Source organism: Wolinella succinogenes DSM 1740 (genome assembly GCF_000196135.1).
Classification (GTDB): domain Bacteria; phylum Campylobacterota; class Campylobacteria; order Campylobacterales; family Helicobacteraceae; genus Wolinella; species Wolinella succinogenes.
In genome coordinates, this window is the sequence record NC_005090.1 from 1,937,489 (window position 1) to 1,964,198 (window position 26,710).

A 26,710-nucleotide genomic window follows, 5' to 3' on the forward strand; every position below is an offset into this window, starting at 1 on the left:
GTATAAGATGGGAGGAAGTCAAAGCGATGCTAGAATCATATCTAACTTCAACTAAATTTAAAGCAAACCATCATGATCCTACGAACGGTTTGGATTCTCCTAGGAGGGGCTCTCGCGCTCTTCTGCCAAGAGGATTCGCTCACCACCTTATCCAAGAGCCTCCACAAACCCATCCCCCTAGAGGGGGCAATTCTTCAGGTGCGCGAGGGCGAAGGATGGCTCTTTTTGGAAGATGAGGGGCTGAGACAATTTGCCAAAGGGAATCTTGAGGGGAGCGAAGAGGAGCGTGACGCCTTTAGAAGCGCGGGACGGGAGACGCTCATTCAGACTCAGAACGAGGAGATCACCTACTACCATCGCTCACCCAGCCACTCCGCTGGCCTCTCTTTGAGGGCTAAATTCAAGACCTATGAGCTAACACCCAAAGGGAATCATCTCTATCGCTTCACTGCCTCCTCTTTGCCAAGCACTCTCACAGATTGCTCTTTAGGAATCAGACTTCCCGCCAAAGAGTGGAATCTCCTGCGCACTCGAGGGGTTTTGATCGACCTTCAAAATCGCCCCCTCTTCTCTTTGCGCCCTTCGCTCTTTTTGGAGTGCCCCTCCTTTGAATAGAATCCCCAAGGGCATCCTCTATATCCTGCTCTCTTGCTTTTTCTTCTCCTTGATGGGGGCAATCGTCAAAATCTTGGGTGAGCGCCTAGGAAGTCTTGAGCTGGTTTTTTTCCGTAATCTTTTTGGAATCTTCATCATTGGCGCCTCCTTGCTTCATCGACCCGCCATAGAGCGTGGCGGTCGAGTGTGGATGCTGATTTTTCGCGGTATTTGGGGCTCCACCGCCCTCTTGGCTTACTTCTACAACATCACCCAAATTCCTCTTGCCACCGCCTTCACCCTCACCCAGACCACCCCTCTTTTCATCGCTCTCTTTTCACTGCTCTTGCTTCACGAATCGGTGAAAAAGGAGGTTTGGCTTGCGATCTTTTTAGGATTTGGCGGGGTTTTGCTCCTCTACCCGCCCACGCTCCCCAGCTTCTCTCCTCTGATTGGCTTCACGGGGCTTTATAGCGGGCTAGGGGCGGCACTCGCCTATCTCTCCATCTCTGAGCTCAAAAACCACTACGAAAATCGCACCATCATCCTCTCGCTCACGCTAAGCGGAACGCTGATTCCTTTTGTGCTGCTCTTTTTTGGCGGAGAAGAGGCGGCTTGGGGTGGATGGGTGATGCCCACCTTGAGGGAGTGGGTCTGGATCAGCGCGCTTGGAATCATCTCCACTTTGGGGCAAATCTTCCTAACTAAGGCCTACGCGAGTATGCAGCCCTCGATTCTTGGGGCGGTAAGCTATGTGACCATTCTCTTTACAACAGGGTGGGGCTTGCTTTTGGGGGATTCCCTGCCCTCCTTGGTGGGGGCACTAGGGATGATTCTTATTGCTTTTGGGGGAATTCTAAGCGCCCATCAAGGCGCTAAGCGCTCCTAGAAGATTAAAGATTCTGAGCTTTGGCACACTCTTTGCAGACAGCAAAGATTCTCATATCATGACTAATGATTTTTGCACCGTGCCCTTTGGCGATCTTCTCTTGAAGCTCCTCCATCTCTTTGCTGTAAAACTCAATGATTTTCCCACAATCCACGCAGATGATGTGGTCATGATGGGTGCCTCCAGCGATCTCATATTTTTTGCCGCTCTTATCGATCTCAATAGAGTGAACAAACCCCTCTTTTTCTAAAAAGCCTAAGATTCGATAGATCGAGGAGATGCTTGCACCACGATAGCTATCTTTAGCGAGCATCAGGATGTCCTCTGGACTTAAATGGCCCCCATTCTCATAGAGCACCTTCAAAATGAATTCGCGTTGCTTGGAATTTTTCAGACCATTTTTGCGGATGGAGAGCCTCAATCGGTCGTAAATAGCGTCCAAGTTCTCTTTTTTCTGTTTCATGAACAGCCTCCCTAGATATTCTTCCCAAATATTATCAAAATTTATCGTTCTCGACAAACAAAATATCACATTTTTGTCTTATATTTTATGAGAATGGTTTCTATTATTGACAACTTGCTCTTTTTTGACTATACTGCCCTCACTTTTACACCATCCACACAAGATCACACCATAGGGGGTATACGATGTCGGTTTTAGTCGTCGGGGGAGATGAGATAACCCCCATCAAAGCGGTCTTAGAAAATCTAGGATGCAAGGATATCACGCACTGGGATGGTCGCAGAGAGAGCATCAATCGCAAGAACATTCCTCAAAACACCGAATGTCTCGTGCTTTTGACCAATTTTCTCAACCACAACACCATGAAAAAGTTTCGCGGCGAAGCCAAGAAGCGAAACATTCCCGTGGTCTGCTCCAAGCGTAGCGTGAGCTGCCTCTACTGTGAGTATTGCAAAATTTTCGGCGAGGCAGCCGCGAAAAACTGCCCCTTGAATTCTTTTGAATAATATTTAAGCTTCTCGTCTTATAATCGCTTCAAAAAAAGGAGCCTTTATGTATGACGTAGCTATCATCGGCGGCGGTCCTGCGGGACTTAGCGCCGCTTTAACCCTCGCCTCCACTCAGGGAGCCAAAGGATGGAATCCTCTCCATATCCTTGTGATTGACAATCAAAAATCAGATCTGCTTAAAGCCGAGCTTCACAATGTTCCCTTTCTTCCTAAGGGAATCTCAGGCAAAGAGGCGCTAGAGAAGCTTTCTTCACAGCTTCTTGGCTACACCAACACCCAACTCACGACAGATGAAGTGGTCAAAATCTCTGGGGAGAAGGGAAGTTTTTGCCTAGAGGGCGCTCACCAAAAATATGAAGCCAAATATGTGATCATCGCTACAGGAGCGCATGGTTTCTCTCTTCAAGGAACCAAAGCCCAAGCCATCCCTCACACCAAAATGCCGCGCGAGGGGATGGTGGCACTAGAGCTTCAGGAGCGCAACCTCATCCAAGAGGGAATCTACGCTGCGGGGCTGCTAGCGGGAGAGACGACTATGTTTGCGTGCGCTTCAGGCTCAGGAGTGGAGAGTGCGTGCGCGATTCTTAGCGATATGCAGGGCAAAGTGACGATCATCCACGATATGCCCGGGTCAAGAGCGTAAAGGGAAAAAGAGTTCAAAAATCGTCGGCTGGCGTGAGTGAGCTAGAGAGATGGAGGCGCCAAAACTCTTTTGGAGAATCTTCCTCGCCAAATAGAGTCCAATCCCCGTCCCTCCCTGCTCGCTTCGGCTAGAATAGAATCGCTCAAAAATCCTCTCCTCATCCCCCTCTTTCACCCCTTCGCCATTATCCCAAAAAATCACCCTAGTCCCTGTCGAATCAATCTCAAGAGATATTTTGATCTCCATCTCAAACGCCCCTTCTTGCCTTGCCTTGGCCAGCAACGCATCGCGCGAGTTAGAGAGCAGACTCAAAAAGACCTGTTTGAGTTCATTGAGGTAACCCATCACCCAAACCTCCTCAGGAGGAATCTCTAAATTCACCTTGATGAGCGAGAGCTGAATTTGCGCCTCGGCGATTTTGATCGCCTCCTTGATGGTTCTGCCAAGCTCTAGGGGCTTCTTCTCTCGGTCGGCTTTGTAGAAATTTCTGAAATCTTCAATCGTCTCAGCCAAGTAATCCACATGCCTTGAAACATCACTCTTGATTCCCGTGAGATACTCCAGCGTGAGCTCGTTGAATCGATACGCCTCCAAAAGGTCTTGGGCTAGAAGCTTGATGGAGCTTAGGGGTTGACGCCATTGGTGAGCAATCGCTCCAATCATCTCTCCCATTTTGGCCATCTTATTCTGCTCTAAAAGCCTTCGATGCTCCTCTTCTTCGCCTTCCAGCGCCCAAGGTGCTAGAAAGATCGCCAAGTAGTGCTCACTCCCCAAAAGAATCTCCTCGATTCTCACCCCCTCTTTTGAAGTGCTGCCCTTCTCATAGCGCTTTCCCACCAGTGTCTCAAAGAGATCCGCTCCATGCCTCTTTGAGATTTCACTCTCCCCAAAGCGCTCTCTAGCCGCCCCATTGAGCCACCAAAGAGAGCGAAAGCGTCCTCCTTTTTGCAAAGAGAAGAGGAGAATCGGCTCTCTAGAGAGTTCTAATAGCGATTGGTAAAGCGAAAGCTCTTTGGAGCCTAAAGCCATCTCTTCTCCCTCCATTCCGCCCTCTAGGGTCGGTCTATTTTTAAGGTTGCACTAATTATAATCAAATCATTTTATGTTTTCATGATTTTCTTTAGATAGCTTCAATCAGGTGGTTTGATGGTGGATAATGACATTCTCGATGGGCTCAAAAATGCCCTCATCCTTGTGGTGGAGGACGACAACGATTTGCGCTTGGCAATTGAGCGACCCCTGAAGCGCCGATGCAAGGCTCTCTATAGCGCATCAAGCGGAAAAGAGGGGCTCAAGCTCTTCCGCGAAAAGCGCCCCCATATCGTCATCACAGATATCAATCTTCCTGAGCTTAGCGGTTTGGATATGGCCAAAGAGATTCGAGCCCTCTCCTCTGAGGTGGCGATTATCATCATCACCGCCTTTGGAAACGAAGAGAATCTCATTCGCTCCTACAACATCGGCGCCTGCTCACTCCTTAAAAAACCTATTGATTTGGATGAGCTCTTCATGATTCTCCTCTCCAATGCTAAAAAAACGCTCGATAAAGGATTCATTGAGATCAATGAGGAGTTCTCCTACAATCCTGAGAATCAGACCCTCTACCATCAGGGCAAAAGCGTAGAGCTCACCAAAAAAGAGACCAAGATTCTTGATCTGCTCATCAAAAACAAGGGCAATCCCGTCCCTTATGATGAGTTCCAAAGTCGCATCTGGGGGGCCACTCCCATGACACTGGATGCGCTTAGGATGCACATCAACAGTATCCGCAAAAAGAGCTTTCAAGAGATTGTCAAAAATTTCTCAGGCGTGGGGTATCGATTCTGCCGAACGCTTAGCGATTAATCGCTTCGAGGGGAATCTTCTTGTATGATTCCCCTTCCATTATCGCCTCTTTTTCCAAGGAGGCAAGGAGCGATTGAGAAATGTATGAGAAAGAGTTAGCGGCGCTAGAATCCTCGCATCGATTGCGCCGACGCGTGCTTTGGGATGAGAGGCTGGTTGATTTTGCCTCCAATGACTATCTGGGGCTCTCCTCCAAATCAAACCTGCTTGAGCTAGCCCACAAACGAGTCAAAAAACTCTCCCATCACTCCCCTAAGGCCTCCCTGCTTGTCAATGGCTACTCTCCTCTTCATGCTGAATTTGAAGAGATTCTTTGCTATTTCAATGGTTTTGAGTCGGGGTTATTGCTGGGGAGCGGATTCTTGGCCAATCTCGCCCTCATCGAATCGCTCGTGCGCCCCAAAGATATTCTCTTCATGGATAGCGACTACCATGCCAGCGGAAAGCTCGCCGCTAAACTTCTTGGGGATAGGGTCATCTTTTTTGACCACAACGATCCCAATCATCTCCTAGAACTCATCGAAAAACACCGCCCCCAAGGACGCATGATCATCGCGATTGAGGGAATCTACTCTATGAGCGGAGCGGTTGCCAAAAAGGAGTTTGCCCAAATCGCCGACTTCTATGGGGCATTGCTCATCGTGGATGAGGCGCACAGTAGTGGCACGCTGGGCGACCATCTCCTTGGGTATTTCGACTATCACGCCCTGCCTAGAGCGCCCCACTATGTCAAAATGGGCACCCTCAGCAAAGCCTACGCCAGCTATGGCGCCTACATCCTCGCCTCCAAGGAGATCATCTCCTTTCTAGAGAATCGTGCTAAAAGCGTCATCTACACCACCGCGCTCTCGCTCCTTGACACCGCCTTGGCGCTAGAGAATTTCCTCTACATCCAAGAGCACAAAGAGCGCCTCTCTCAAAAGCTCCAAGAGCGCCAAGATATTGCCTCTTCGATGCTCGGAGTGACGCTCTCTTCCCCGATTCTTGCCTATCCCATCCCAAGCACCCCGCGCCTCCTTGAAGTGGCCAAAAAATTAGAGGCGGCGGGCTATTTGGTGGGGGCGATTCGCAAGCCGACCGTAGAGACCCCCATTCTTCGAGTCATCCTGCGATGCTCCAATAAAAAATCCCAAGTCACCCATCTGTGTGAAAAAATCCTAGAGTATTCAGAGAGAGAATCATGAAATATCTTTTCGCGCTCCTTGTCGCGCTCTTCCTTGGCGCCGCTTTCATGCTTGCCCGTTTTTACAACGATATTCGCTTTGAGGTGGACAAGATCGTCCACTACGAATCACCCATGACGACTCAAATTCTTGACCGAAAAGGGCGATTAGTCGCCAATCTTTTTGAACATGAGTTTCGATTCTATTCACCCTTTGAGGAGATTCCCCCTAGAATCATCGAAGCCCTAGCCGCCGTGGAGGACACCCTCTTTTTTGAACATGGAGGAATCAACCTTGATGCGATCTCTCGCGCCATGATCAAAAACATCAAAAGCGGTCGCTACACCGAAGGGGGGAGCACTATCACTCAACAGCTCATCAAAAATGTCGCCCTCTCGCGCGAAAAAAGCCTAGAGCGAAAGCTCAAAGAGGCGCTATTGGCCATTCGCCTTGAGACCGTTCTCTCCAAAGAGGAGATTTTGGAGCGCTATCTCAATCACACCTATTTTGGTCACGGCTACTATGGAATCAAAGCCGCCGCTAGAGGCTATTTCAAAAAAGATATGGATCGCCTAAGCCTTAAAGAGGTTGCGATTCTTGTCGGACTCCCCCGTGCACCCAGCTTCTATGATCCCACCAAAAATCTCGAATTCTCCCTAGGTCGCGCCAACAATATCCTCCAAAGGATGCACTCGCTAGGCTGGATCACCGATGAGGAGCTAGACCTATCTATTGGCGAGGTGCCCATCGTCTATAACGAAACACTCACCCAAAATATCGCCCCCTATGTCGTGGATGAGGTGCTCAAGGAGCTTCGCTACATCGAAGACCTTAAAAGCGGCGGCTACACGATTCGCCTCAACATCGACCTAGACTATCAAGAGATCGCCAAAGAGGCGCTCACCTTTGGCTATGAGCAGATCAAGGCGCGCCGCAAAAAGGATGACTCCGATACGCTCAATGGTGCTATCGTGGTGCTAGAAAATCGAACAGGCAAGATTCTCGCGATGGTCGGGGGCGTGGACTACCGTAAAAGCACCTTCAATCGCGCCACTCAATCCAAACGCCAGCCTGGAAGTAGCTTCAAGCCTTTCATCTACCAAACCGCACTCGATTTAGGCTATGCGACCAATTCGCCTCTAGCGGATATCGCTCGCACCTACGAATACACCGCCAATGATGAGGCCAAAGTATGGCAACCCAAAAACTACGGCAACACCTTTAGCGGAATCGTCCCCCTCAAAGAGGCACTCGTCAAGTCGCTCAACCTCGCCACCATCAACCTCGTGGAGGAGGTAGGCTTTGAGCGAATCTATCGCAAAAGCCTCACCTATGGCTTCAACAACATTCCCAAGAACCTCTCCATCGCCCTAGGAAGCTTTGGTGTCTCTCCCTTGGAGATGAGTCGTGCTTACACCCTCTTCTCCAATTATGGCACGATGATGTCGCCCCGCCTCATCGAGAGTATCACCGACTATCGCGGCAAAACCCTCTCCTTTGATCTAGAATCCAAAGTGATCACTCCACCCGAACAGAGCTTCTTGATGATTGATGTCATGAGGGAGGCGGTCAACAAGGGGACGGGTCGAAGAGCTCGCGTGAATGGAATCGAGATTGCAGGAAAAACAGGCTCGACTAACGAAAATGTGGACGCGTGGTTTTGCGGATTCACCCCAACAATCCAAACCGTCATCTGGTATGGCAGAGACGACAACACACCTATTGGCCACAACGAAACAGGAGGGGTTGCCGCAGCGCCCGCCTTCTCCTACTTTTTTGAGAAACTGCTAAAGATCGAACCGGGAATCAAGCGAGAGTTTGATGTGCCACGCAATGTCCATCGCATCATTAAAGATGGAGAGCTCTACTACTACACCGACACCTCCAAGCCCAAAGAGGAGGCGCCGAGTATGAAAGAGGAGAATCTAATCTTTTAGATTCTCTCTCCGCAGGCAATTTTGGCAAAGATTTTAAAGATAGAAGAGGCCTCTTTAGGGCCGGGGGAAGCTTCGGGGTGGTGCTGGACGGAATAGATCACGCCCTCTTTATATTTGAGCCCCTCGATGGTGCCATCAAAAAGGTTGCGATAGGTGACCTCGGCAATCTCTTCAATCTCATCAGGCACAGAGTAGTTGTGATTTTGCGCGGTGATTTCGACCTCTCCGCTTAAGAGATTCTTCACGGGGTGATTCCCGCCATGGTGGCCAAATTTGAGCTTGTAGGTGGGATAGCCATGAGCAAGCGCTAGAAGCTGATGCCCCAAGCAGATTGCAAAGAGGGGCACGCCCGCACTCATGAGCTCTTTGATGCTGGCGACCTCTTTTTCTAAAACTGCAGGGTCTCCCGGACCATTGGAGAGGAAAACGCCTCCGATTTCACCCTGCTTATAACGCTCAATCACGCTCTTTGGATCAAAATCATTAGGAATCACCTCCACCAGTAATCCTGCCTGAACGAGTCCGTTGAGGATGTTGCGCTTGATTCCAAAATCGACTGCAAGAATCTTCTTTTTTGTCTGGGGCTTGGTGTAGTCCATCTCCTCAAAATCAAAGAATCCTTTGTCGTGAAGATAGGGCTCTTTGGTGCTCACCTCATCAATGTAGTTGATCTCTTGGATGTGGGGGGAGGATTGAAGAATCTTTTGAAGCTCCTCCTTTTGGCTCACTTCCGTGGAGGCGACCATCATCATCGCGCCCTCTTGGCGAACCATCTTGGTGAGATAGCGCGTGTCAATTTCGGTGATTCCCATCACGCCATGGCGCTCCAAAAACTCTGAAAGCGATTCTTGAGAGCGGAAATTGGAAGGGGTGTCATTGTAGCGCTTGACCAAGATTCCCTTGCAAAATGCCCCCCTGCTCTCCATATCCTGCTCATTAGTTCCAACGATTCCGATCTCTGGCATCGTGAAGGTGACAAACTGCCCTGCATAGCTTGGGTCAGTGACGATCTCCTGATAGCCGCTCATCGAGGTGTTAAAGACGATTTCGCCCACGCTCGTGCCTGAGGCGCCAAAACTCTTGGCCTCCAAAAAGAGACCGTTGGCGAAGTAGAGATAGACTTTTTTCATAGGAAACCTCGCTTTTTAAGCTCCTCTTCGTAGAGCTTTTCAAAGACCATGTCGTACTCTTCGGTGCCGGCGATGATCTTGCGCTTGTAGTTCTCGATCTTTTCGATCACCACATCCTCAATCGATTCATAGATTTTGACATAACCATCAATCGCTTTAAAGATAACGTTTTTGATGATCGTGTCAGAGACGCCAAAGTCAATCACCTCTTCTTTGATCAGCTCGTCTAATATTTGATGGGAGAGATGGCTATAGCGATCATCCTTGGCAAGAATGAAGCCCTCTTCTTCGGCAAGCTTCTTCTTGGCCATCCAGAAAAATTGCCGCTCATCCACGCGTAAAAACTCGATCTCTTCAAGGTTGGCTTCAAGCAATAGCCTCACCTTCTCTTCGAGTGCTGCCTCTTTTTTGATATTCTCTTCCAAAAAGTGCTTGGCGATTTGGCTAATTTTTTCCATGTTTGACCCAAGCTCGATATAGCCAGAGCTGACAAGGTCTAAGGCGATTTTATTGGCAACGTAGGGAGCGTGCGGGAGTCTTAGCTTCATCGTGTTTAGCCTTGTGTAATTTTGCTGGATTCTACACGACTTTAGGTAAATTTCTAATGAAAGCCCTCCATAGGGGCTTTGAGCGCTAAAGAGAGCCAAAAGCACCAAACCTAGACTATAATAATCCCTATCAAAAACAAAGGCAAAGATCATGCACCGCGCCCTTTTCTCCTCCCTACGACAAGGCACCCAAAGCCCCTATGATGAGCTCAGGCCTCCCTTCCTCATTGATTACGATCGCCTCATCTTCTCCAATCCCTTTAGGCGGCTTTCCAAAAAGACGCAAGTCCACCCCCTCGCCAAAAATGACCATGTCCACAATCGCCTCACTCACTCCCTCGAAGTGGCAAGTGTCGGGCGCACGCTGGGGCTTGGCGTAGGTCATCACATTCTAAGAATCGACCCAAAATGCCCCCACTCCCCCTATGATGTCGCCGCCATCATCCAGAGCGCCTGCCTAGCGCATGATATTGGAAATCCTCCCTTTGGCCACGCAGGCGAAGAGATCATCAAAGAGTGGTTTACCCACCACGCCTCCCCCTACATGGATGAGCTCTCCATGGAGGAGAGGGCGGACTTCCTCGCGTTTGATGGGAACGCCCAAAGCTTCCGTATTATCACCCAGCTAGAAAACCACCCCAAAGAGGGTGGGATGCGCCTCACCCACTCCACCCAAGCCAGCATGATCAAATATCCATGGGAGGCGATTGATCCAAGATCAGGCGGAAAGAAATTTAGCTTTTTCCAAAGTGAAAAAAAGATCGCCAGGGAGCTCTTGGAGGGGTTTGGACTCAAGGAGGCGACAGAGCTATTGCGCCACCCTTTTTCCTATCTCATGGAGGCCGCAGATGATATCTGCTACGCTCTCCTTGATATCAAAGACGCCGTGGAGCTAGGGATGCTCAAGGCCAACCAGATGGAGGAGATATTTTTGCCACTCTGCGGGGAAAAGGAGTATCAAAAGTCGCTCTCATCCCAAGGGAATAGTGACTATGAAAAGGTCTCTAGGCTTTGTGCGATCGCTATTGGTCGCCTCACCCAGCAAGCTCTTGAGAGCTTCATCGCGCATGAGCTCCTCACTCCCAAAAAAGGGGTCAAAGACCTTGTCTCGCTCTTTATCGACAAGAGTCTCCGCGAGGGATTAGAAAAGGCCAAGGCGCTGGGGCATGAGAAGATATTCAACGAGCCTCGCAAAATCGAGCTAGAGCTTGGCGCCTACCGCACCATCGGAATCTTGCTAGAGAATCTTATCCATGCCGCCTACTCCCTCCATAGGGGCGAAGAGAGCTTCAAGACCAAGCACGCCCTCATGCTCATCGGGCACCACGCCCCAAGACGCGAGCAAAGCCTCTATGAGAAATATCGTGCGGTGCTTGATTTTATCACAGGGATGACGGACAACTATGCCACCCATCTAGCGGGACAACTAGGCGGAATGGGGAGGTGAGGATGAAATCGAGAAATATAATATTTTATACTCCAGAGCAATGGGGTGTGTTAGAAAAATTTAGTAACTTCTATAGCGCTACTCATGATTTCAACGATTCTGGTAAAAGAGCAGTGTTGGGAACTATAAGTCACTTTCGTAAAGCTCTAACACTAAAGAATCTTGCGTTAAAACTAGTCCCGAATTTAGAAAATGACGAGGTCGAGTTAAATGAGTATGGTTACTCCAGCGCCATCAATTCCAAAGAGTTATCGGCAGTCATAGAATCAATTATTTTGGAATTATATTCATCTCTTGATTGCTCAATCACAGTAATATGCAAAATATATTCAAAATACCAAGGAATCCCAGATTCTACTCGAAAGTATTTTAAAAATGTCTCTTCTTTAAAAATCGATAAGCGATTCCCTGAGCAGCTAATAATCGCTGTGCAAGAAGCAACTTGGTACGATGATTTTAGAAAAATTAGAGATGAGCTGACGCACCTAGAGACAGGAAATTGTCACAAAAATGATGAAACAGGAAAAATTGTCTATATGCACTCAGGTTTGAAGAGAAAAGGAGTGTCATTAATAATTAATGATATATTTGCAGAAATTGATCAAATGATAGCAGATATAAACCAATTCCTAGGCAGAGTGTTTGCATATTTGTACTCACAGCTTGATGACAAGCCGATATTGCAAACCTGCGGTATTTTTAACGGAAGGGCGTATGCAAGATATGTATCTCCTCATGAGTCCATGGACTTTCATTCAGGTATTTGTGACGCTCGCAGATGGTTTGATCTTGAAGAAAATCCAACATGTATCTTTGCTAGTGAATGTGGGGCTTACAAAAATGCCAACAATGTAGTTCGCAGCAAAATCTCGAAATGAAGCGAAAATAATATTGCTTTCTTTTTCTGCTCGTGTGGATTACTGTCTAGATTTTGGTGGTAGTATATTTTTCTATTTTATACAAACAATCTTAAAGTCTTAAAGAAGATGATATCAGCAGGATTCTAGAAAAGTGGCGGACAGGGAGGGATTCGAACCCTCGGTAACCTTGCGGCTACGCGTCCTTAGCAGGGACGTGGTTTCAGCCAACTCACCCACCGGTCCATCCGCGAATGGAGAAAAGATATTTGAAGAGTTGGAAGTATATCCAAAAGAGTTGAAAAATGCCTTATGCGGGGCGACCCAGCCCCCTAGATCGCATCCGCCGCAGGAGCTCCCGGAGGCGTAGGTGCCACAGGAGCGGTCGGTGCAGGCGAAGTGGCGCCCTCAAAAGGAGGTCCTTTCTGGAGAATCGCCGTGAGTTCAGCGGCGCGCGCGGGATTCATCTTGGCGAGAATCTTGCCCATATCCTTTGATTCTAGGCTAAAGAGGATGGTGGCCGCCTCTTTGTCAGAGAGATTCTCGATGATGGGCGCGGCTTTAGAATCTTTCATCTTGGCGTAGGTCTCAGCGATCTTGTCATCTTTGGCGGCTTTGATCTGCTTGAGAAGCTCCTCGTTTTGCTTGAGTAGCCGCTTCACCCGCGTCTCTTTTTCCTCGACTTGCGCGAGTGTCGCTTGCACCTCTGCCTCGCGTTTTCTAAGAGCCGCCTCTTTTTGATCTAGCATTGCCTGCGTGGCAGATTGAAGGGCTTGCAAGGCTTGCTGCTGCTCATCGATCTTTTCGATTCCGCGCAAAATTTCACTCTTGCGCTGCTCAAAAATCACATTACAATCAATAAGCTCACGCCTCTCCGCAGAGACCAAAGTGGATGCCAAAAGCACCCCTAGCCACAGGATGCTCTTTTTCACGCCTCCTCCTTGAACTGGGATGAGCCATTTCGCGTGTTATAGAGCAACAACGAGACCTCGTCCATCTGCAACTCTTCTTGGCGCTTTTGGAGAGCTAGCATCTTCTGAATCTCCAATTTATCGAGATATTTAGCCTTTTCATGCTCAAGACTCAAGAGCTTGAGTTGCTCTTGCATCCTTTGGCGCTTTTCGCGCAGGTGTGCAAGATCGAGCTTTTTAAATTCAAGCTCATCGATGTGAGCTTTTTTAATCGCTTGGATTTTCAAAAAGTCGGCGTAAGCGCCTGAAGAAGGAATCGCGATGGAAGCAATCTCTCGCAAGATAGAGGCGATCTCCTCTTGCATCTGCTCAATCTCGCGATTCACGACCAAAATCGCCCGTTCCGCTTCATTAAGCGCCTCTTTTTTGATGCGCAGAAACTGGGTGAATTTGGTCTTCACAATCCCTCCTATCGACGAATCGTATCTTTGCGATCAGGCCCTGTGGAGATGATAGAGACTCGCGCGCCCGTGATCTTTTCAATCTCTAGGACATACTCTTTGGCACTCTTAGGGAGCGCGTCAAACTCTCGTATCCCTTCGCTATGATCCCAGCCTGCAAAGCTTTTATAAACAGGGGTCACCCCCTCGCAATCATAGGGGATATAGTCGATCTCTTTTCCCTCGTAGAGATAGGCCACACAGACCTTCACCTCGGGGAATCCATCTAAAACATCCAGTTTCATAAGGGCAAGATTCTCGCAACCATTAAGTCGGCAGGCGTGTCTCACGGCGATGGCATCAAACCATCCGCATCGCCTAGGGCGCCCTGTGGTGGTGCCAAACTCTTTGCCCTTTTCGCGCAGGAGATTCCCCTCGCTCCCGAAATCTTCCGTAGGAAAAGGACCATTTCCCACCCTAGTGCAATAGGCTTTGGCGATTCCCACCACCTCGCCAATATGCTTGGGCGCTAGACCTGTTCCGCTGCAAGCGCCTGAAGCTGTCGTTGTAGAGCTCGTGACAAAAGGATAGGTGCCATGGTCAATATCTAGCATACTTCCCTGCGCACCCTCCAGAAGAATCCTCTGCCCGCGGTCCATTGCATCCCAAAGAAGCTTGGTTGTATCCACAATAAAGGGAAGAAGTCGCTTGGCGTAGTCGCTCATGCGCTCGGTAATCTCTTCACGCCCTAGAAGCTTCACGCCGTAAATATCAGAGAGGTAAGCGTGCGCCTCTTGATACTCCATGATTTTCTCCACGAGTTTAGGAATATCGCGGAGCTCGCCCATACGGATTCCATTTCGAGAGATTTTATCACTATAGGCTGGCCCGATTCCCTTGCCCGTAGTGCCAATGGCGCGCTCTTCCATCAACTTCTCGCGCGCTTGGTCGAGCATCTCATGATAGGGAAGAATCATATGCGCTTTGTCGCTCACAAAAAGCCTCCCCTCTAAGGCTTCAAACTGCTTCATCTCTTTAAGAAGAGCTTCGGGGTTGACCACCACACCATTCCCGATCACATTCTTGCAATCTGCATAGAGAATTCCTGAGGGAATCAAGTGGAGGGCGATCTTCTTTCCATCCACAACGATGGTATGCCCCGCATTGTGTCCCCCTTGATAGCGCACAACCACATCATAAGCGCTAGCCATCGAATCAACAATCTTGCCTTTTCCTTCATCACCCCATTGAATCCCAACAACCAAATCCGCTTTCATTATTTCACTCATCCTTCATTGTGCCTTAGTATTTTTTCAATTAGTTGATCGGTATAGAGCCCAAATCCGCATGACTGGAGCTCATCCATCTCGTAGATTCCTCCTGAGAGGAGCGTGGAGTTTCCTTCGAACATCCGAAAAAAGATTCCATTATAGTAGTCCATCGGAGCATAGTAGAGGGGCGCAAACACGAACCTTGGATACTCTATCCCCTCGGCCAATGCACGCAATTTCTCTAGCTCTTCTTTCAAAAAAGAGGGTACCTTCGAGGTCACCCTTTGGAGGTCTTGGGCATTCTTGATCTGCAAAAGCTCCCCAAGATACTCCTCGCTCGCCATGATCTTCTCCACCTGCATCTTGGCAAAAACCTCAAGCCCCAAACGGCTATGCTCCGCACAAAGAAGGGGGATGCGCATATTGGAGAGTTGCAAGATGGGCTCTAGCTCTAATGAGCGGAAAATCTCAATCGCCACCTTGAGCATCGACTTCGCATCCGCCTCACCGAGAGATTCGGCTCCGATTTGGTGAATCTCATTAGTCGGATAGCTAAAGACGGGCTGGATATAGAACCAGCGTCTATGCTCAGTGCTCCGCCCTAGGCGCTTGGTGATGATTCTCACGACATCTAGTGTTGTGTCGTTACGGAGCGCGATTTGGTGGTTTTTTTCATTACTGAGTCGCAACACCTCGCGACTACTTGTATCCCTCTGATGCTCCAAAAAAGAGAAGGAGGGGGTGATGATCTCTTCAAATCCTGCCGTATAGAGGATCTGGCTTGCCCTCTCTTCGATGCGTCGCTTAAGTCGAGCGCTCTTTCCGAAGTAGAGTTGACTCCCCTGAGGGATTTCATGTTCCAAAATCACGACCATTCCTCAATGATTTTTGTTAAAGAGCGATTATAGCACACTACGCTTGAAGCTCAGATTCCACCAAATCGCCGTTTTCTCCGCTTAAACTCCTCGATTTGAATCGCCAGCTCCCCTGCAGTGAAATCAGGCCAAAGCGTGGGAGTGAAAAAGAGCTCAGCGTAGCTGCTCTGCCACAAGAGATAGTTGGAGAGGCGATAATCCCCGCCCGTCCTCACCAGCATATCCACATCAGGTGCAAAAGCTGTGTCCAAAAAGCGCGATAGATTCTCTTCGCTCACCTCCACCCCTGCCTCAATCATCTTCTGAGTCGCGCGGATGATCTCGTCTTTGCTTCCATAATTGAGTGCTAGCACCTGCGTTAGCCCAGAACATGAAGCGCTCTTTTGGGTGAGCGTCTCTATCTCATCAAGTAGCCGAGAAGAGAATCGACTCAAATCTCCAATCGCTTTGAAACGAATGTTATTCTTGAGATAGACCTCCGCCTCTTTTTTCAAATAGTCACTCAAAAGGCGCATAAGGAAATCGACCTCCGTCTTGGGTCGCTTCCAGTTTTCGGTCGAAAAGGCGTAGAGCGTGAGGAATGAAATGTCACTTTTTGAACAAAACATGGTGATCTCTCGAATCGTCTCTGCCCCTTTTTCGTGCCCTCGCACGCGCTGCTTCCCGCGCTCTTGCGCCCACCTTCCATTCCCATCCATGATGATGGCTAGATGCTTCAACTCGTTCAACTCTCTCAACCCTTTAAATTCAGCAAAGAATCGCCCGCTTCATAGAGGGGAGTGATCCCCTCATCCACGGCAATAGTTGTCTTTTTAATTCCTTGTAGCTCCTCTAGCTCGCCCTCCAAAAGCGCCGCTGTGCTCGCATAGAGCGTCCAGAGATAGAGGTGGGCTCCTTCTCCCTCTTCGGGCTCAAAAATCTTTCCTTTGATCGCCCCCAAATTGGCAAAGATCGAGTAGAACTCAAGCTCGGTGATTCCGCCTCTGGAGCGCTTGGAGCGCATCTGCAATAGAGAATCTTTTTCATTTTCATAACGCAAAGGAAGGGTCAGCACCTTTTGCTGCAAAGAGAGGAGAAGGTTTCCCAAAAAGAGAAACTCCCCGCGATTCTCCGCCATGCTCAAGCGCTCTCCTAGGAGCGCTCTGAGCTTATCCCAAGGATTTGCGCCAGAAGAATCAAGGAGCGATTCCATCTCTTTTGAGGAGAGGCGCCAAGCGCTTTTGGAGAGATTCGACCAAAGGGCGGGCTGAGGGATAAGGTTAGAGAGGAGAATCGAACCCGCACTACTCTTGCCCATGTGCGCCCAATATTTCATCCCGATCTGAAGCTCTTTGAGGCTTTTGGTCTCCAGAGCTGTGTTGCCCACCTTGAGCATATAGCGCATGGAGTGCGTCCGCTCCATCACCTCAAGGCTCACAGGCAAAGAGGCGTTAAACTGCTTAGCGCTCGTAGAGTTTTGCAAGCGATTCTGCACCTCGGCGACTTGGGAGAGCTGCTGAATCACAGGGATTTGACCTCATCTAAGAGGGCTAAGGCCACGCCCAATTTTTCATCTCTTGGAATCTTGATCTCTTTTTGAGGAGTGAGGAGCCAAATCTCATTTTGCTCCGATTCAAGAGGACTCTCTTGGGCGATGAGATTGAGGCAGATCGCCTCCACTCCTTTGCGCTCCAGCGCTTTTTTGGCGTTTATAAAGGCTGTTTCCCCCTCCTCTTCTAGTTTGAATCCAATCGTTTTGAATCCTTTTTTGATGAGGCTTTGGAGGACATCGATATTCTGCACCAGCTCCAAGGAGAAGCGCTCGCCTAGCGCCTCTTTTTTGAGTTTTCCTTTAGCGGGTGTAGCCACCCTATAATCCCCAATCGCGGCAGCCATAAAGAGAAAAGGGGTACTCTTTTGCCCTTGATGAGCCTTTTGCCACTGATGGAGGTGATCAAAATAGTCCTGAGCGCTCCTTGCTCCAATATGCCCGATGGCCTTGGGGAGAGAAGGGGGGGCGAGCGAAGAGAAGAGCGTCACATTGGCTCCGCGATAAAAGAGTGCGCGAGAGAGAGCTTCGGCCATCTTGCCGCTAGAGCGATTGGTGAGGAATCGAACCTCATCCAGCGCCTCCATGCTCCCTCCGCCACTCACCGCCACGCTCCGATTCTCCCAAAAAGGCTCTTTAAGAAGATGGCGCGTCACCTGCTCCACAATCTCTTGAGGCTCTTCAAGCGCTCCCTTGCCCACATCGCCGCACGCCAGCTCTTTAGTGGAGGGCTCAATAACCTCCATGCGAAGCTTTTCTAGCTTGCGGAGCGATTCTTGGGTGAGAGGATTTTCGATCATTTTGGTGTTGGCTGCAGGCGCAATCATCTTGGGTCCATCAAAGGCAAGGAAGCTAGAGAGGAGAAGATTATCAGCGATTCCCGCGGCGATCTTGTTGATCGTGTTGGCGGTGGCAGGAGCGATGAGATAGAGATCAGCCCACGAGGCAATCGCGATATGATTAATGCCGCTTGACCAAGACTCGCTTTGAGCGTGGAGCACGCTCTCTTTGGTGAGCGCCTCAAAGACCAAAGGAGAGATGAAGCGCTTAGCCTCTTCGCTCATCACGACCTTCACGCTCGCACCGCGCTTTTGGAGCAGGCGCACAATCTCAGGCGCTTTATAGACAGAGATGCTAGAGCTCACCCCTAGGGCAATCTTTTTACCAAAAAGCAGGGGGAGCATTTTAGTTTCCTTCGCTCATCGTGATGAGCTCTTCGCGCGTGAGCCATTGGGTGTTTTCCAGCGAATTGTATTCAAAGCCAAGCTCCACTGCCTCTCCCTTTTCTCCGATTCTTGTCTCATGGTAATCGACAAAAGTTTGGAATTGTATCGTGGGCTTGATGATGAAAAAATCCTTAAACTCCACGCTCAAGTGAGAATCATCCTTGGGCACCATCACCTCATGGAGCTTCTCTCCGGGGCGAATTCCAATGATTTTACGCGGAAGGTTGGGGGCGAGCGCCTCGGCGAGGTCGGTGATTCGCATGGAGGGAATCTTGGGGATAAATATCTCCCCTCCATGCATCCGCTCCAAATTTTTGAGCACAAACTCCACCCCTTGATCCAGCGTGATCCAAAAGCGAGTCATGCGCTCATCCGTGATAGGAATCTCGCTCGCGCCCTCTCTCACTAGACGCTTAAAAAAGGGAACCACCGAGCCTCTAGAGCCCACCACATTGCCATAGCGCACCACGCTAAAGCGCGTCTTCTTGCTTCCTCGAATATTATTGGCCGCGATGAAGAGCTTATCGCTGGCGAGTTTGGTCGCCCCATAGAGATTGATGGGGTTGGCGGCCTTATCGGTACTGAGTGCAATCACGCAAGAGACATCATTGAGCAAGCAGGCATCAATCACATTTTGGGCCCCATGAATATTGGTCTTGATGCACTCCATTGGGTTGTATTCAGCGATGGGAACATGCTTGAGCGCGGCGGCATGGATGCAGACATCCACCCCATCCATCGCCTTGATGAGTCGCTCCCTATCGCGCACATCCCCAATAAAGAATCTCATTCGCTTGTCGGTGAAGTGCTGCGCCATCTCATACTGCTTGAGCTCATCGCGCGAAAAAACGATCACTTTTTTGGGCTCATAGCGCTTCAAAACCTCTGCCACAAAACGCTTTCCAAAGCTCCCTGTGCCCCCTGTAACAAGAATCGTCTTACCGTTTAACATTGCCTTTAGCTCCCTTCTCTATGCTCGTATCAATATACCCTAGATCCGATAAAGTATTCGCCATTTTGACCAAGATTCCTCCACTAGCGCTCCCTCCATGCCCCCCGTGCTCCACCATCACCGTAACGGCGTACTGAGGATTTTCATAGGGAAAATAACCCGTGATCCAGGCATGGGAGCGATGAAAGTAGTCCATATCCTCTTCCCTGATTCGCTTTTTGTCCGTCTGGGAGATCCCCACCACCTGAGCCGTTCCTGTTTTGCAAGCGATAGACACTTTGGATGCTCGTGTGTGCCAATAGGCCGTCCCCCCCTCTTCGCTGCACACCTGATACATCCCTAGACGGATAGGGGGAAGTTTGCTTTTTTGAAAAGAGGAGAGTGCCTCTTGGGGCTCATAGATCTTTGGAATATCACCTAAACTCTTGGCAAGATGCGGGGTGGGCAATTTCCCACTCGCTAGAAGCGCCGTGTGTCGTGCCACCTGAAGAGGAGTAACGGCAAAAGAGCCTTGGCCGATGGAGGAGACGATGGTGTCTCCGATATACCAAGGCTGCTTGAAGCGCTTCATCTTCCACTCAGGACTAGGGACAATGCCTGAGAACTCGTTGGGCAGATCGATCCCCGTGGGACGACCAAAGCCCATCTGTTCAATCACCTTGGCGATATTACTCATGCCTGCCCTTTGGCTCAGCTTGTAATAATAGACATCCACACTCCGTTTGATCGATTTGACCAAGTCAGAGCTTCCATGCCCTCCAACCCTCCAATCTCGAAACTTTCGCCCTCCAAATTCAATATATTCGGGCGTCTCAATCACGGTGTGTTCATTGATTCCAGCGTATTCAAGGAGCGCCATGCCAATCCCCATCTTAATGACCGAGCCTGGGGGATAGGTGCCGTTGATGAGCTTATTAAGAAGGGGGTTGTGAGGATCTTCGCGCAGAGCGTTCCACTTGGTGTAAGAGATTCCCCCTACAAAGTCGTTGATATCATATTCGGGGTAACTTCCTGCCGCCAAGACCTCGCCCGTGTGGATATTCATCACCACCGCTGCGCCATTTTTCTCAGCAAACTCTTCATCCATCGCCTTTTGAAGTCTTAAATCGAGCGTCAAAAGGATGTCATTATTTTCGGCGGGACGCTTCTCTTCAAGCAGTTCGATCTCTTGGTTGAAGGCGGTCACTTTGATCTTGCGATAGCCAAGCTCTCCTTGCAAAAAGTCATTATACTGGCGCTCCAATCCACTTTTGCCCACGATTCCTGTGAATTTGGATAGTGGAGTGCGCTCGATGTCTTTCGTATCCGCCCTTCCTGTGTAGCCAATAATGTGAGAGGCAGTAGTTTTATTGGGATAGAATCGCTTGGTGCTGGGAAGAATCTTGATATAGTCGCTCTGCAAAAGCCGAGGATAGAGGCGGTGCATCTCCTCATAGGAGATAAAGTCCACCACATTGATGAAGTCATGATTGTAGGGGGAATCTTGGCGCTTGTAGTGATTGATCGTCTCCTCTTTGTTGAGCGAAGGGAAAAACTCTGCCAAAAGCTCTACTTGATGCTCTAACTCGGCTAGCTTAGAGCGAAGACTCATGCGAGGCGGAAGCGCAAGCGAGAACCCCAGCTCATTCACCGCCAGAGGTTCGCCGTTTCGATCTAGAATCTGTCCGCGAATAGGCACGATAAACTCGGTTTTTATCATGTTTCGCTTGGCAAGCTCTTCATAGTAGGTGTTGGATTTGATACTAATGAAGTAGATTCGCACCACAAGAATCACCCAAACCGAAACAAAAAAAATCAGGAAAAATTTCAGACGACCACTCACAGGAGAATCACCAAAAAGAAGCTCTCCACAATGGCAAAGTAGAGAAGCAGCGTAGAGATAGAGGGGGTTCCGGCCCCAAGAAGCAATCCCATGGCATTAGAGAAGAGATAGAAGCCAAAATAGGCATAAAAGACAAAAAGTGGGATGAGACACTTCTCACATCCAAGCACCTGCTTTACTTTGGGCACAACCAAATAGTAGGAGATCAAGAAGAAGATGATGGAGCTAAGCCACAAAAATCCCTTGGTTGCCTCAAAAAAGAGCAAAAAGATCACGATGGGAAAGAGGTAGTGAATCTTTCCCTTCTCCATGAAATTACAAAAAAGGACAAACGCCACCCCAAGAAGTGGCGGAAGGTAGTAGAGCATATCCGTTAGCGCACCGTAAGAGACGATGAGCACCAACAGAAAGAGGGTCTTTAGAACCTCTTTATAAGCGCTATCTCTTCGCATATGGGAAAATATTTGCATTTAATGCAGTCCGCCCAGATCTTATGATCAGGGATAGCCTCTTTGCTCACCTCAACAAAACCAAGCTTCTCAAACAGAGTGCGCTGATAGGTGAGCACCAGCACCTCTTTAACCCCAAGCCCAAGCGCCTCTTTAAGCGAGACTTCGATGATACTCGTGGCAATTCCCCTTCCTCGATGACTCTCTTTGACGATCAAGCTTCGAATCTCCGCCAAAGAGGGAGAGTGAATATGGAGCGCGCAAAAGCCCACGATCTCACCCTCTTCCCATGCAACATTGTAAGAGCGAATCGCGTTGGCAATCTCATCAGCGGTGCGCTCCAAAATCACGCCTCGCTCCACCTCGGGACGAAGAAGATTCCTCATTGCCCCCACCTCTTTAAGAGTTGGCTTTTTGATCTCTATCACGCCTCTTCCCCTAAAACATCTTTAAGCACTCGCTCGCGCACAGAGGCGATTCCCTCCTTGCCGAGCATCGCCGTGAAACAGGCATCAGGATAGCGCTGTTGCAACTTCTTTTGGTCATTTCGATTGAGCTTGTCCATCTTGGTAAAAACTCGAATCACCTTTTGGTCTCCTCTTTTAATCGCTCCAATCATCGCCCACGCCTCCGCGTCAATCGCCAAATCAGGATGTCTAGCATCAATGAGCTGAACAAAGAGCTTAATGGAGCGTCTCTCTTGCAAAAAATGGATGAGCTTCTCCCCCCAATCTTTGCGCATCTCCTTGGAGACTTTAGCGTAGCCAAACCCAGGAAGATCGACCAGCCATAGAGGAATCCGCTCCTCTCCTCGCTTCCAAATGGTCTCAAAATAGTTAATCAGCTGAGTTTTACCCGGCGTAGAAGAGCTCTTGGCCAATCCCTTGGAATCAACAATGAGATTGATCAGCGTGCTTTTGCCTACATTGCTCCGCCCAATAAAAACCACCTCACTGTTTTTGGGAGGTGGGGTCTGAGAGAGAGCGCTGGCTGAGGTGAGGAAAGAGGACTCAACTACCGTTATCATCCGCACCCTTCTCATTCATATTAGTGGTCGGAGCGGGAGCGGGGCGTTTTTTGGATTCATCCTCTTCAAAGATAAAGATAAGCTTGGCGGGCTTTTGGCTATCCCCGACCACATTAGCAAACCCACTCACACGATTAATGATGATCTTCTCGCCCTTGACGGTATTGCTCTTTCCGATCTCTTCCATGAAAGCATTCCCCAAAAGATGATATTCATTCTTTGGCGCATCATAGAGTGCGTTATTGGAGTAGCCTTTGAGCTTTCGACCATCAGCCAACGTGATGGCGAACTTCACATTGCCTTGCGCCTCATATTTAAGAGGACGATTCTTGTCATCAAAAAAGACGGTGAGCTTATCGGTGATGAGCCGATCGTCTCCGCGAACCACCACTACATCACCCGTAATGAGGGTTGTCTTTTTCGCCTCATCCGCTACGAAATGTTTCGCGGTGATCTCCACTTGATCCTTGGCAAGCGCTAGGCCAACCAGCAACAACAGACTCATCCCCCATTTTTGAAGCATCTTCACCGTCCCATCTCTAGCTTTGCTTTAATCTCTTTGGCCTCTAGTATCCCGCTAGAGGCAGAGTAGTTGATATCATATCCTTGAGCCCTGTCTTGAGCACGTACAAGCCAAAAACGCCCCTCACCCCTAAAGAGCTTTTTGTCCAACTCATACTCGCCCTTTTCGCTCCAAAATCGACTCGCATCATCCTTGATATAGAGCGCGCTTTGAGGGAAGAAGAGCTTTTCTCCTCGCTTGATCGCTAGCGGAGATTCTAGCACCTCTATCCGTTGTTCTTGTTGAAGAAAACGAGAGAGATTGAGATCCTCGATGATCTCCTCCTCATCAAACTTGTATCCCTTTTGACCCAAGGCCAAGACCACCACTCCCTCGGGCGTGATCTCCTTGTAGGTGAAGTCGTATAGCTCCAAGTCGGAGAGATTCTGCTCTTTTTGGAGCGACTTTCCCCCACTCCAAAACTCTTTTGGCTCATAGAGGAGCACCAAAAGCAGACCAAGAAGCAGCGCACCGAGAAAAAATAGGTGGAGGCTATTCCCAGAGCGCAAGGAACTCCTCCATCAAACCCTCTCTCTCTAAGATAGACTCGATCATCTCACGCACCGCCCCCTTGCCTCCATTATGCTCAAGATGGACATCCACTCTTTGGATAATCGACTTCGCGCAATCCCTAGGAGCAAAAGAGAGTCCCACCTCAGAAAACATCTTTAGGTCATTAAGGTCATCCCCAATGCCCGCAATCTGTTCGCTTGTAAGTCCAAGTTCGGCTTTGAGCTCACGAAGCTTGGCGCCCTTATCTTTCACCCCTTGAAAGACCCATTCAATTTTCAACTCACGTGCACGCTTCTCCACGATAGAAGAGCTGCGACCCGTGAGAATCGCCACTTTCTTGCCAAGCTTGATCCAGCCATCAATCGCCAACCCATCACGAACACTGAAGCCCTTTAGCTCCACGCCCTGTGCATCAAAATAGACCGTCCCATCGCTCAGCGTCCCATCCACATCCAGCACGATTAGCTCAATCAAAGGAGTCCCTTGGTGCTAGGAGTGCCGATTCTTGGGTTTTGGGTGCAGGCTCGCCTCATCGCCACAGCCAGAGCTTTGAAAGCCGCCTCAATGAGGTGATGGCGGTTCTTTCCACGCTTTTGGACAATATGGAGGCTCAAACCTGCGTTAAAAGCCAATGCGCGGAAAAACTCCTCGGCCAGCTCCGCGTCAAACTCTCCCACCGCCCCTTCGATCGTCATATCAAAAACCAAAAAAGGACGATTGCTCACATCCAAATCACACTCCACGCAAGACTCATCCATCACCACCGAAGCATTTCCGAAACGCTCGATTCCTTGGGCGGGATAGAGCGATTCTCTTAGCAATAAGCCAAGGACGATTCCGCAATCCTCCACGCTGTGGTGAGCATCCACCTGCAAATCCCCTTCACACGAGATCTCCAAATCCCACAAAGCGTGTTTAGCCAAGCTCTCGAGCATATGGTCAAAAAACCCAATTCCCGTCTCTATCTTGGCCACTCCGCTCCCATAAAGCTCTAGGCTGGCCTTGATATTTGTCTCTTTGGTTGTTCTTGTTATCTCTCTCATTCTCTCACTCCGTGATTACAAATGCGCCACTCACGATCTTCTCTCTAGCGATGAAATCTCTCGCCTCCTCTTCTCCTTTGAATCCTGAGAGCATGACACGATAGATGGGTTTGCCCTCTAGCTCAAACTCCCTAATAACCGCTTTGTAACCTTTCACATCACTGTTTTGAGCCCTAAAGCGCTCGGCTCCCTCTTTGTTTCTAAAGGCTCCAATTTGCACCAAGAATCGGCTAAGCTCAACACTTTTTTCCACCTTGCCCACTTTAAACTCTTTGGAGTTCATCGCCTCTTTGGGGAGCTCTTTGGTCGCATCGCTTGAAATAATACCGCTAAAGCCAAGCACTTCCACCACAACAGGGGCGGTTCCTTTGGTGACCATATCAATCTCTTTAGCTGCCGTGTTGGAGAGGTCGATGATTCTTCCCTCCACAAAAGGCCCTCGGTCGTTGATTCTCACGATGGTGCTCTTGCCATTCTCGCGGTTGGTCACCTTCACGATGGTGTTCATTGGAAAAGTTTTGTGAGCTGCGGTTCGAGCGTACATGCTGTAAGTTTCGCCGTTGGAGGTCTTTTTGCCATGAAAATTGGGGCCATACCAGCTTGCAATCCCCATGGACTTCTCTCCCACATCCACATGACTAGGATAGTACCATTTGCCATCAATCTGATAGGGGCGCATGGTGGCTCGATGCATTTGCGGCGTGTCTTTGATCTCTGTTGAATCGCCTCTTAATGGTCCCTCTCCATAGGTGCGGCTAGGTCCATAGCTGGTTTTAAAAGAGCACCCCGTCCAAAAAAGGAGAGGGAGCAGAAAAAGAAGAATCTTAATGGGCAAGGACAAGCTTCACTCCTGCCTCTAAGAGATTGTGCTGGAGGTTGTTGAGCCTCTTTAAATTCTCGATGGAGACGTTGAAGCGCTTGGAGATCGATTCGACGGTGTCACCCTGCTTGGTCACATACTCTTTGAGATTGGAGGCACTTTTGAGCACGGGGATAATAAGGCGCTGATTGAGAGAGAGTGCGGCACTTTTGAGATCATTGGCGATCTTGATCTCTTGAAGGGTGGTGCCATATCGCTTGGCCAAAGAGGCGAGTGTGTCCCCTTTTTGGACGCTATGGACAATAAACATTTCTGAAGTGCCATGGCTTTCGGGGCGATAGTTCTGCTTGAAAGAGGCGAGTCGATCATAGGGGAGATAGACACTATACTCCTTTTTACCAGGCGGAGTGAAAGAATATTTAAAGTGGCGATTGAACTGCTTGAGCTCCTCAAGGCTCATACCCGCCCCCTCGGCGACCTTGTAGAGGTGAGTACCCGCTTTAACCTTCACCGTCGCGATAGTGGTGGTCGCGCCTCGATTGAGAAAGTGCTCATAGTCGGAGCTTTTCAACATATCCACACTATGAAACATCATCGAGATAGAGAGAATCTTGCGGATGTAGTTGCGGCTTTCGCGGGGGAGATATTTTTTATCAGGATCCAAAAGAACACTAAGCTCATCGCTTCCCGCCTGTGCTATCGCCTTTTGGAGACGACCCTCGCCACAATTGTAGGCAATCGCAGCTAGATACCACTTTCCAAACATCCCATGGAGATTCTTAAGGTAGGTGATCGCCGCCTCGGTGGAACGAATGGGGTCACGCCGTTCATCCACAAACTCATCGATTCGAAGACCAATGATTTGAGCGGTTTTGGGCATAAATTGCCAAAGACCTGAGGCTTTTTTAGGCGAAAAAGCGCGAACCGAAAATTCCGATTCCGCCATGGCGAGATAGAGAAATTCTTGAGGAATCTCTGCTTTGATAATCATCTCTTTGAGCAAGGGCACAAAGTCATACGCCTCATCATAGCGCCTCATGAGGTGATCTTTTTTGAGATCACTCACGAGTGCATTTTTCATATCAAGGAAGTTTTGGTCATAGAGAAAAGAGGGGTCAACGCCAAAAGTCTCCAAGACCAACTCATCGCGATTGTTGTAGGTCGAGTTTTTGAAAGACGCCAAAAGGGTGGAGGCCAGTAGCATCAGGTAAAACAGTGCTTTCAATGGTTTCCTTGTTGGTGGTTT

Annotated in this window: 31 protein-coding genes and 1 tRNA gene; 9 read left to right on the plus strand and 23 right to left on the minus strand. The window is 49.2% G+C overall.

Going from position 1 to position 26,710, the window contains the following annotated elements; genetic code table 11:
- Nucleotides 1-72: 72 nt before the first annotated feature.
- Both WS_RS09615 and WS_RS09620 read left to right on the plus strand, forming a co-directional pair.
- On the plus strand, nt 73-615 hold the full coding sequence (locus WS_RS09615) for a hypothetical protein (protein ID WP_011139823.1): 543 nt from the start codon (nt 73-75) through the stop codon (nt 613-615).
- On the plus strand, nt 608-1,483 hold the full coding sequence (locus WS_RS09620) for a DMT family transporter (RefSeq protein ID WP_011139824.1): 876 nt from the start codon (nt 608-610) through the stop codon (nt 1,481-1,483). The genes WS_RS09615 and WS_RS09620 overlap by 8 nt, the downstream gene beginning before the upstream one ends.
- Before the next feature lie 4 nt (nt 1,484-1,487).
- On the opposite strand, the gene fur is transcribed toward WS_RS09620, so the two are convergent.
- Entirely contained in the window at nt 1,488-1,946 is a 459-nt protein-coding gene (fur, locus tag WS_RS09625) for a ferric iron uptake transcriptional regulator (protein ID WP_011139825.1), read from the minus strand.
- A 185-nt stretch (nt 1,947-2,131) separates the two neighbouring features.
- Between fur and WS_RS09630 the strand changes: the two genes are divergently transcribed.
- The gene (locus tag WS_RS09630) at nt 2,132-2,452 is read left to right on the plus strand and encodes a DUF2325 domain-containing protein (protein WP_011139826.1); all 321 of its coding nucleotides are present in this window, start codon (nt 2,132-2,134) and stop codon (nt 2,450-2,452) included.
- Nucleotides 2,453-2,498: 46 nt separating this feature from the next.
- Entirely contained in the window at nt 2,499-3,098 is a 600-nt protein-coding gene (locus WS_RS09635; RefSeq protein WP_011139827.1) for an NAD(P)/FAD-dependent oxidoreductase, read from the plus strand.
- On the opposite strand, the gene WS_RS09640 is transcribed toward WS_RS09635, so the two are convergent.
- Nucleotides 3,087-4,127 carry a sensor histidine kinase gene (locus WS_RS09640; protein WP_158305217.1) on the minus strand — a complete coding sequence of 347 codons (1,041 nt, stop codon included), beginning with the start codon at nt 4,125-4,127 and terminating at the stop codon, nt 3,087-3,089. The genes WS_RS09635 and WS_RS09640 overlap by 12 nt on opposite strands.
- Before the next feature lie 117 nt (nt 4,128-4,244).
- Between WS_RS09640 and WS_RS09645 the strand changes: the two genes are divergently transcribed.
- The 3 genes from WS_RS09645 (at nt 4,245) to WS_RS09655 (ending at nt 8,043) form a co-directional block, all read left to right on the plus strand.
- Nucleotides 4,245-4,943, plus strand: coding sequence for a response regulator transcription factor (locus WS_RS09645; protein WP_041571917.1), 699 nt, complete (start codon nt 4,245-4,247; stop codon nt 4,941-4,943).
- A gap of 80 nt (nt 4,944-5,023) precedes the next feature.
- Nucleotides 5,024-6,127, plus strand: a complete 1,104-nt coding sequence (locus tag WS_RS09650) for an aminotransferase class I/II-fold pyridoxal phosphate-dependent enzyme (protein ID WP_011139830.1) — start codon at nt 5,024-5,026, stop codon at nt 6,125-6,127.
- Nucleotides 6,121-8,043: a transglycosylase domain-containing protein gene (locus tag WS_RS09655; protein ID WP_041571918.1), complete on the plus strand. Its 1,923-nt coding sequence runs from the start codon at nt 6,121-6,123 to the stop codon at nt 8,041-8,043. The genes WS_RS09650 and WS_RS09655 overlap by 7 nt, the downstream gene beginning before the upstream one ends.
- On the opposite strand, the gene carA is transcribed toward WS_RS09655, so the two are convergent.
- Nucleotides 8,040-9,173: a glutamine-hydrolyzing carbamoyl-phosphate synthase small subunit gene (carA, locus tag WS_RS09660; RefSeq protein WP_011139832.1), complete on the minus strand. Its 1,134-nt coding sequence runs from the start codon at nt 9,171-9,173 to the stop codon at nt 8,040-8,042. The genes WS_RS09655 and carA overlap by 4 nt on opposite strands.
- Nucleotides 9,170-9,721 carry a DUF507 family protein gene (locus WS_RS09665; protein WP_041572251.1) on the minus strand — a complete coding sequence of 184 codons (552 nt, stop codon included), beginning with the start codon at nt 9,719-9,721 and terminating at the stop codon, nt 9,170-9,172. Before WS_RS09665 ends, carA begins: the two co-directional genes overlap by 4 nt.
- 151 nt (nt 9,722-9,872) lie before the next feature.
- Here WS_RS09665 and WS_RS09670 point away from each other — a divergent pair, with 151 nt between their 5' ends.
- Nucleotides 9,873-11,168, plus strand: coding sequence for a deoxyguanosinetriphosphate triphosphohydrolase (locus WS_RS09670; protein WP_011139834.1), 1,296 nt, complete (start codon nt 9,873-9,875; stop codon nt 11,166-11,168).
- A 2-nt stretch (nt 11,169-11,170) separates the two neighbouring features.
- Nucleotides 11,171-12,046 carry a hypothetical protein gene (locus tag WS_RS09675; RefSeq protein WP_041571919.1) on the plus strand — a complete coding sequence of 292 codons (876 nt, stop codon included), beginning with the start codon at nt 11,171-11,173 and terminating at the stop codon, nt 12,044-12,046.
- Between the two features lie 134 nt (nt 12,047-12,180).
- Here the strand turns inward: WS_RS09675 and WS_RS09680 are convergent.
- The 19 genes from WS_RS09680 to WS_RS09770 form a co-directional block, all read right to left on the minus strand.
- Nucleotides 12,181-12,271, minus strand: a tRNA-Ser gene (locus WS_RS09680).
- 86 nt (nt 12,272-12,357) lie between these two features.
- The gene (locus WS_RS09685; RefSeq protein WP_011139836.1) at nt 12,358-12,957 is read right to left on the minus strand and encodes a MotE family protein; all 600 of its coding nucleotides are present in this window, start codon (nt 12,955-12,957) and stop codon (nt 12,358-12,360) included.
- The gene (locus WS_RS09690; protein ID WP_011139837.1) at nt 12,954-13,397 is read right to left on the minus strand and encodes a flagellar export protein FliJ; all 444 of its coding nucleotides are present in this window, start codon (nt 13,395-13,397) and stop codon (nt 12,954-12,956) included. Before WS_RS09690 ends, WS_RS09685 begins: the two co-directional genes overlap by 4 nt.
- An 8-nt stretch (nt 13,398-13,405) precedes the next feature.
- Nucleotides 13,406-14,656 (minus strand): adenylosuccinate synthase, encoded by a 1,251-nt coding sequence (locus WS_RS09695; protein WP_173355318.1) that lies wholly within the window; start codon nt 14,654-14,656, stop codon nt 13,406-13,408.
- Nucleotides 14,657-14,661: 5 nt separating this feature from the next.
- Entirely contained in the window at nt 14,662-15,522 is an 861-nt protein-coding gene (locus tag WS_RS09700) for an ATP phosphoribosyltransferase regulatory subunit (protein WP_011139839.1), read from the minus strand.
- A gap of 50 nt (nt 15,523-15,572) precedes the next feature.
- Complete coding sequence (locus WS_RS09705; protein WP_011139840.1) at nt 15,573-16,259, minus strand: di-trans,poly-cis-decaprenylcistransferase; 687 nt, start codon at nt 16,257-16,259, stop codon at nt 15,573-15,575.
- Nucleotides 16,256-17,026, minus strand: coding sequence for a hypothetical protein (locus WS_RS09710; protein ID WP_011139841.1), 771 nt, complete (start codon nt 17,024-17,026; stop codon nt 16,256-16,258). Before WS_RS09710 ends, WS_RS09705 begins: the two co-directional genes overlap by 4 nt.
- A complete protein-coding gene (gene coaBC, locus WS_RS09715) occupies nt 17,023-18,234 on the minus strand; it encodes a bifunctional phosphopantothenoylcysteine decarboxylase/phosphopantothenate--cysteine ligase CoaBC (protein WP_011139842.1) in 1,212 nt (403 codons plus the stop codon). Before coaBC ends, WS_RS09710 begins: the two co-directional genes overlap by 4 nt.
- A 1-nt stretch (nt 18,235) precedes the next feature.
- The gene (gene pseB / locus WS_RS09720) at nt 18,236-19,228 is read right to left on the minus strand and encodes a UDP-N-acetylglucosamine 4,6-dehydratase (inverting) (protein ID WP_011139843.1); all 993 of its coding nucleotides are present in this window, start codon (nt 19,226-19,228) and stop codon (nt 18,236-18,238) included.
- Nucleotides 19,215-21,050: a penicillin-binding protein 2 gene (mrdA, locus tag WS_RS09725; RefSeq protein ID WP_011139844.1), complete on the minus strand. Its 1,836-nt coding sequence runs from the start codon at nt 21,048-21,050 to the stop codon at nt 19,215-19,217. The genes pseB and mrdA overlap by 14 nt, the downstream gene beginning before the upstream one ends.
- Nucleotides 21,047-21,520, minus strand: coding sequence for a hypothetical protein (locus WS_RS09730; protein ID WP_158305218.1), 474 nt, complete (start codon nt 21,518-21,520; stop codon nt 21,047-21,049). The genes mrdA and WS_RS09730 overlap by 4 nt, the downstream gene beginning before the upstream one ends.
- The gene (locus tag WS_RS09735) at nt 21,469-21,927 is read right to left on the minus strand and encodes an N-acetyltransferase (protein ID WP_011139846.1); all 459 of its coding nucleotides are present in this window, start codon (nt 21,925-21,927) and stop codon (nt 21,469-21,471) included. The genes WS_RS09730 and WS_RS09735 overlap by 52 nt, the downstream gene beginning before the upstream one ends.
- Nucleotides 21,924-22,526 (minus strand): ribosome biogenesis GTP-binding protein YihA/YsxC, encoded by a 603-nt coding sequence (yihA, locus tag WS_RS09740; RefSeq protein WP_011139847.1) that lies wholly within the window; start codon nt 22,524-22,526, stop codon nt 21,924-21,926. The genes WS_RS09735 and yihA overlap by 4 nt, the downstream gene beginning before the upstream one ends.
- Nucleotides 22,510-23,049 (minus strand): lipopolysaccharide transport periplasmic protein LptA, encoded by a 540-nt coding sequence (lptA, locus tag WS_RS09745; RefSeq protein WP_041571922.1) that lies wholly within the window; start codon nt 23,047-23,049, stop codon nt 22,510-22,512. Before lptA ends, yihA begins: the two co-directional genes overlap by 17 nt.
- Before the next feature lie 2 nt (nt 23,050-23,051).
- A complete protein-coding gene (locus WS_RS09750; RefSeq protein WP_011139849.1) occupies nt 23,052-23,597 on the minus strand; it encodes a hypothetical protein in 546 nt (181 codons plus the stop codon).
- Nucleotides 23,581-24,075, minus strand: coding sequence for a KdsC family phosphatase (locus WS_RS09755; RefSeq protein ID WP_011139850.1), 495 nt, complete (start codon nt 24,073-24,075; stop codon nt 23,581-23,583). Before WS_RS09755 ends, WS_RS09750 begins: the two co-directional genes overlap by 17 nt.
- Complete coding sequence (gene hisB / locus WS_RS09760) at nt 24,072-24,644, minus strand: imidazoleglycerol-phosphate dehydratase HisB (protein ID WP_011139851.1); 573 nt, start codon at nt 24,642-24,644, stop codon at nt 24,072-24,074. Before hisB ends, WS_RS09755 begins: the two co-directional genes overlap by 4 nt.
- A 4-nt stretch (nt 24,645-24,648) precedes the next feature.
- Complete coding sequence (locus WS_RS09765; RefSeq protein WP_011139852.1) at nt 24,649-25,485, minus strand: septal ring lytic transglycosylase RlpA family protein; 837 nt, start codon at nt 25,483-25,485, stop codon at nt 24,649-24,651.
- Nucleotides 25,469-26,689 (minus strand): lytic transglycosylase domain-containing protein, encoded by a 1,221-nt coding sequence (locus WS_RS09770; RefSeq protein ID WP_011139853.1) that lies wholly within the window; start codon nt 26,687-26,689, stop codon nt 25,469-25,471. Before WS_RS09770 ends, WS_RS09765 begins: the two co-directional genes overlap by 17 nt.
- Between the last annotated feature and the right edge of the window lie 21 nt (nt 26,690-26,710).

Coding starts and splice junctions, on each gene's coding strand:
- WS_RS09615 (WP_011139823.1), top strand. CDS start 73: ATGATCCTACGAACGGTTTGGATTCTCCTAGGAGGGGCTCTCGCGCTC.
- fur (WP_011139825.1), bottom strand. CDS start 1,946: ATGAAACAGAAAAAAGAGAACTTGGACGCTATTTACGACCGATTGAGG.
- WS_RS09630 (WP_011139826.1), top strand. CDS start 2,132: ATGTCGGTTTTAGTCGTCGGGGGAGATGAGATAACCCCCATCAAAGCG.
- WS_RS09635 (WP_011139827.1), top strand. CDS start 2,499: ATGTATGACGTAGCTATCATCGGCGGCGGTCCTGCGGGACTTAGCGCC.
- WS_RS09640 (WP_158305217.1), bottom strand. CDS start 4,127: ATGGCTTTAGGCTCCAAAGAGCTTTCGCTTTACCAATCGCTATTAGAA.
- WS_RS09645 (WP_041571917.1), top strand. CDS start 4,245: ATGGTGGATAATGACATTCTCGATGGGCTCAAAAATGCCCTCATCCTT.
- WS_RS09650 (WP_011139830.1), top strand. CDS start 5,024: ATGTATGAGAAAGAGTTAGCGGCGCTAGAATCCTCGCATCGATTGCGC.
- carA (WP_011139832.1), bottom strand. CDS start 9,173: ATGAAAAAAGTCTATCTCTACTTCGCCAACGGTCTCTTTTTGGAGGCC.
- WS_RS09665 (WP_041572251.1), bottom strand. CDS start 9,721: ATGAAGCTAAGACTCCCGCACGCTCCCTACGTTGCCAATAAAATCGCC.
- WS_RS09670 (WP_011139834.1), top strand. CDS start 9,873: ATGCACCGCGCCCTTTTCTCCTCCCTACGACAAGGCACCCAAAGCCCC.
- WS_RS09675 (WP_041571919.1), top strand. CDS start 11,171: ATGAAATCGAGAAATATAATATTTTATACTCCAGAGCAATGGGGTGTG.
- WS_RS09700 (WP_011139839.1), bottom strand. CDS start 15,522: ATGGTCGTGATTTTGGAACATGAAATCCCTCAGGGGAGTCAACTCTAC.
- coaBC (WP_011139842.1), bottom strand. CDS start 18,234: ATGCTCCCCCTGCTTTTTGGTAAAAAGATTGCCCTAGGGGTGAGCTCT.
- pseB (WP_011139843.1), bottom strand. CDS start 19,228: ATGTTAAACGGTAAGACGATTCTTGTTACAGGGGGCACAGGGAGCTTT.
- WS_RS09730 (WP_158305218.1), bottom strand. CDS start 21,520: ATGCAAATATTTTCCCATATGCGAAGAGATAGCGCTTATAAAGAGGTT.
- yihA (WP_011139847.1), bottom strand. CDS start 22,526: ATGATAACGGTAGTTGAGTCCTCTTTCCTCACCTCAGCCAGCGCTCTC.
- lptA (WP_041571922.1), bottom strand. CDS start 23,049: ATGCTTCAAAAATGGGGGATGAGTCTGTTGTTGCTGGTTGGCCTAGCG.
- hisB (WP_011139851.1), bottom strand. CDS start 24,644: ATGAGAGAGATAACAAGAACAACCAAAGAGACAAATATCAAGGCCAGC.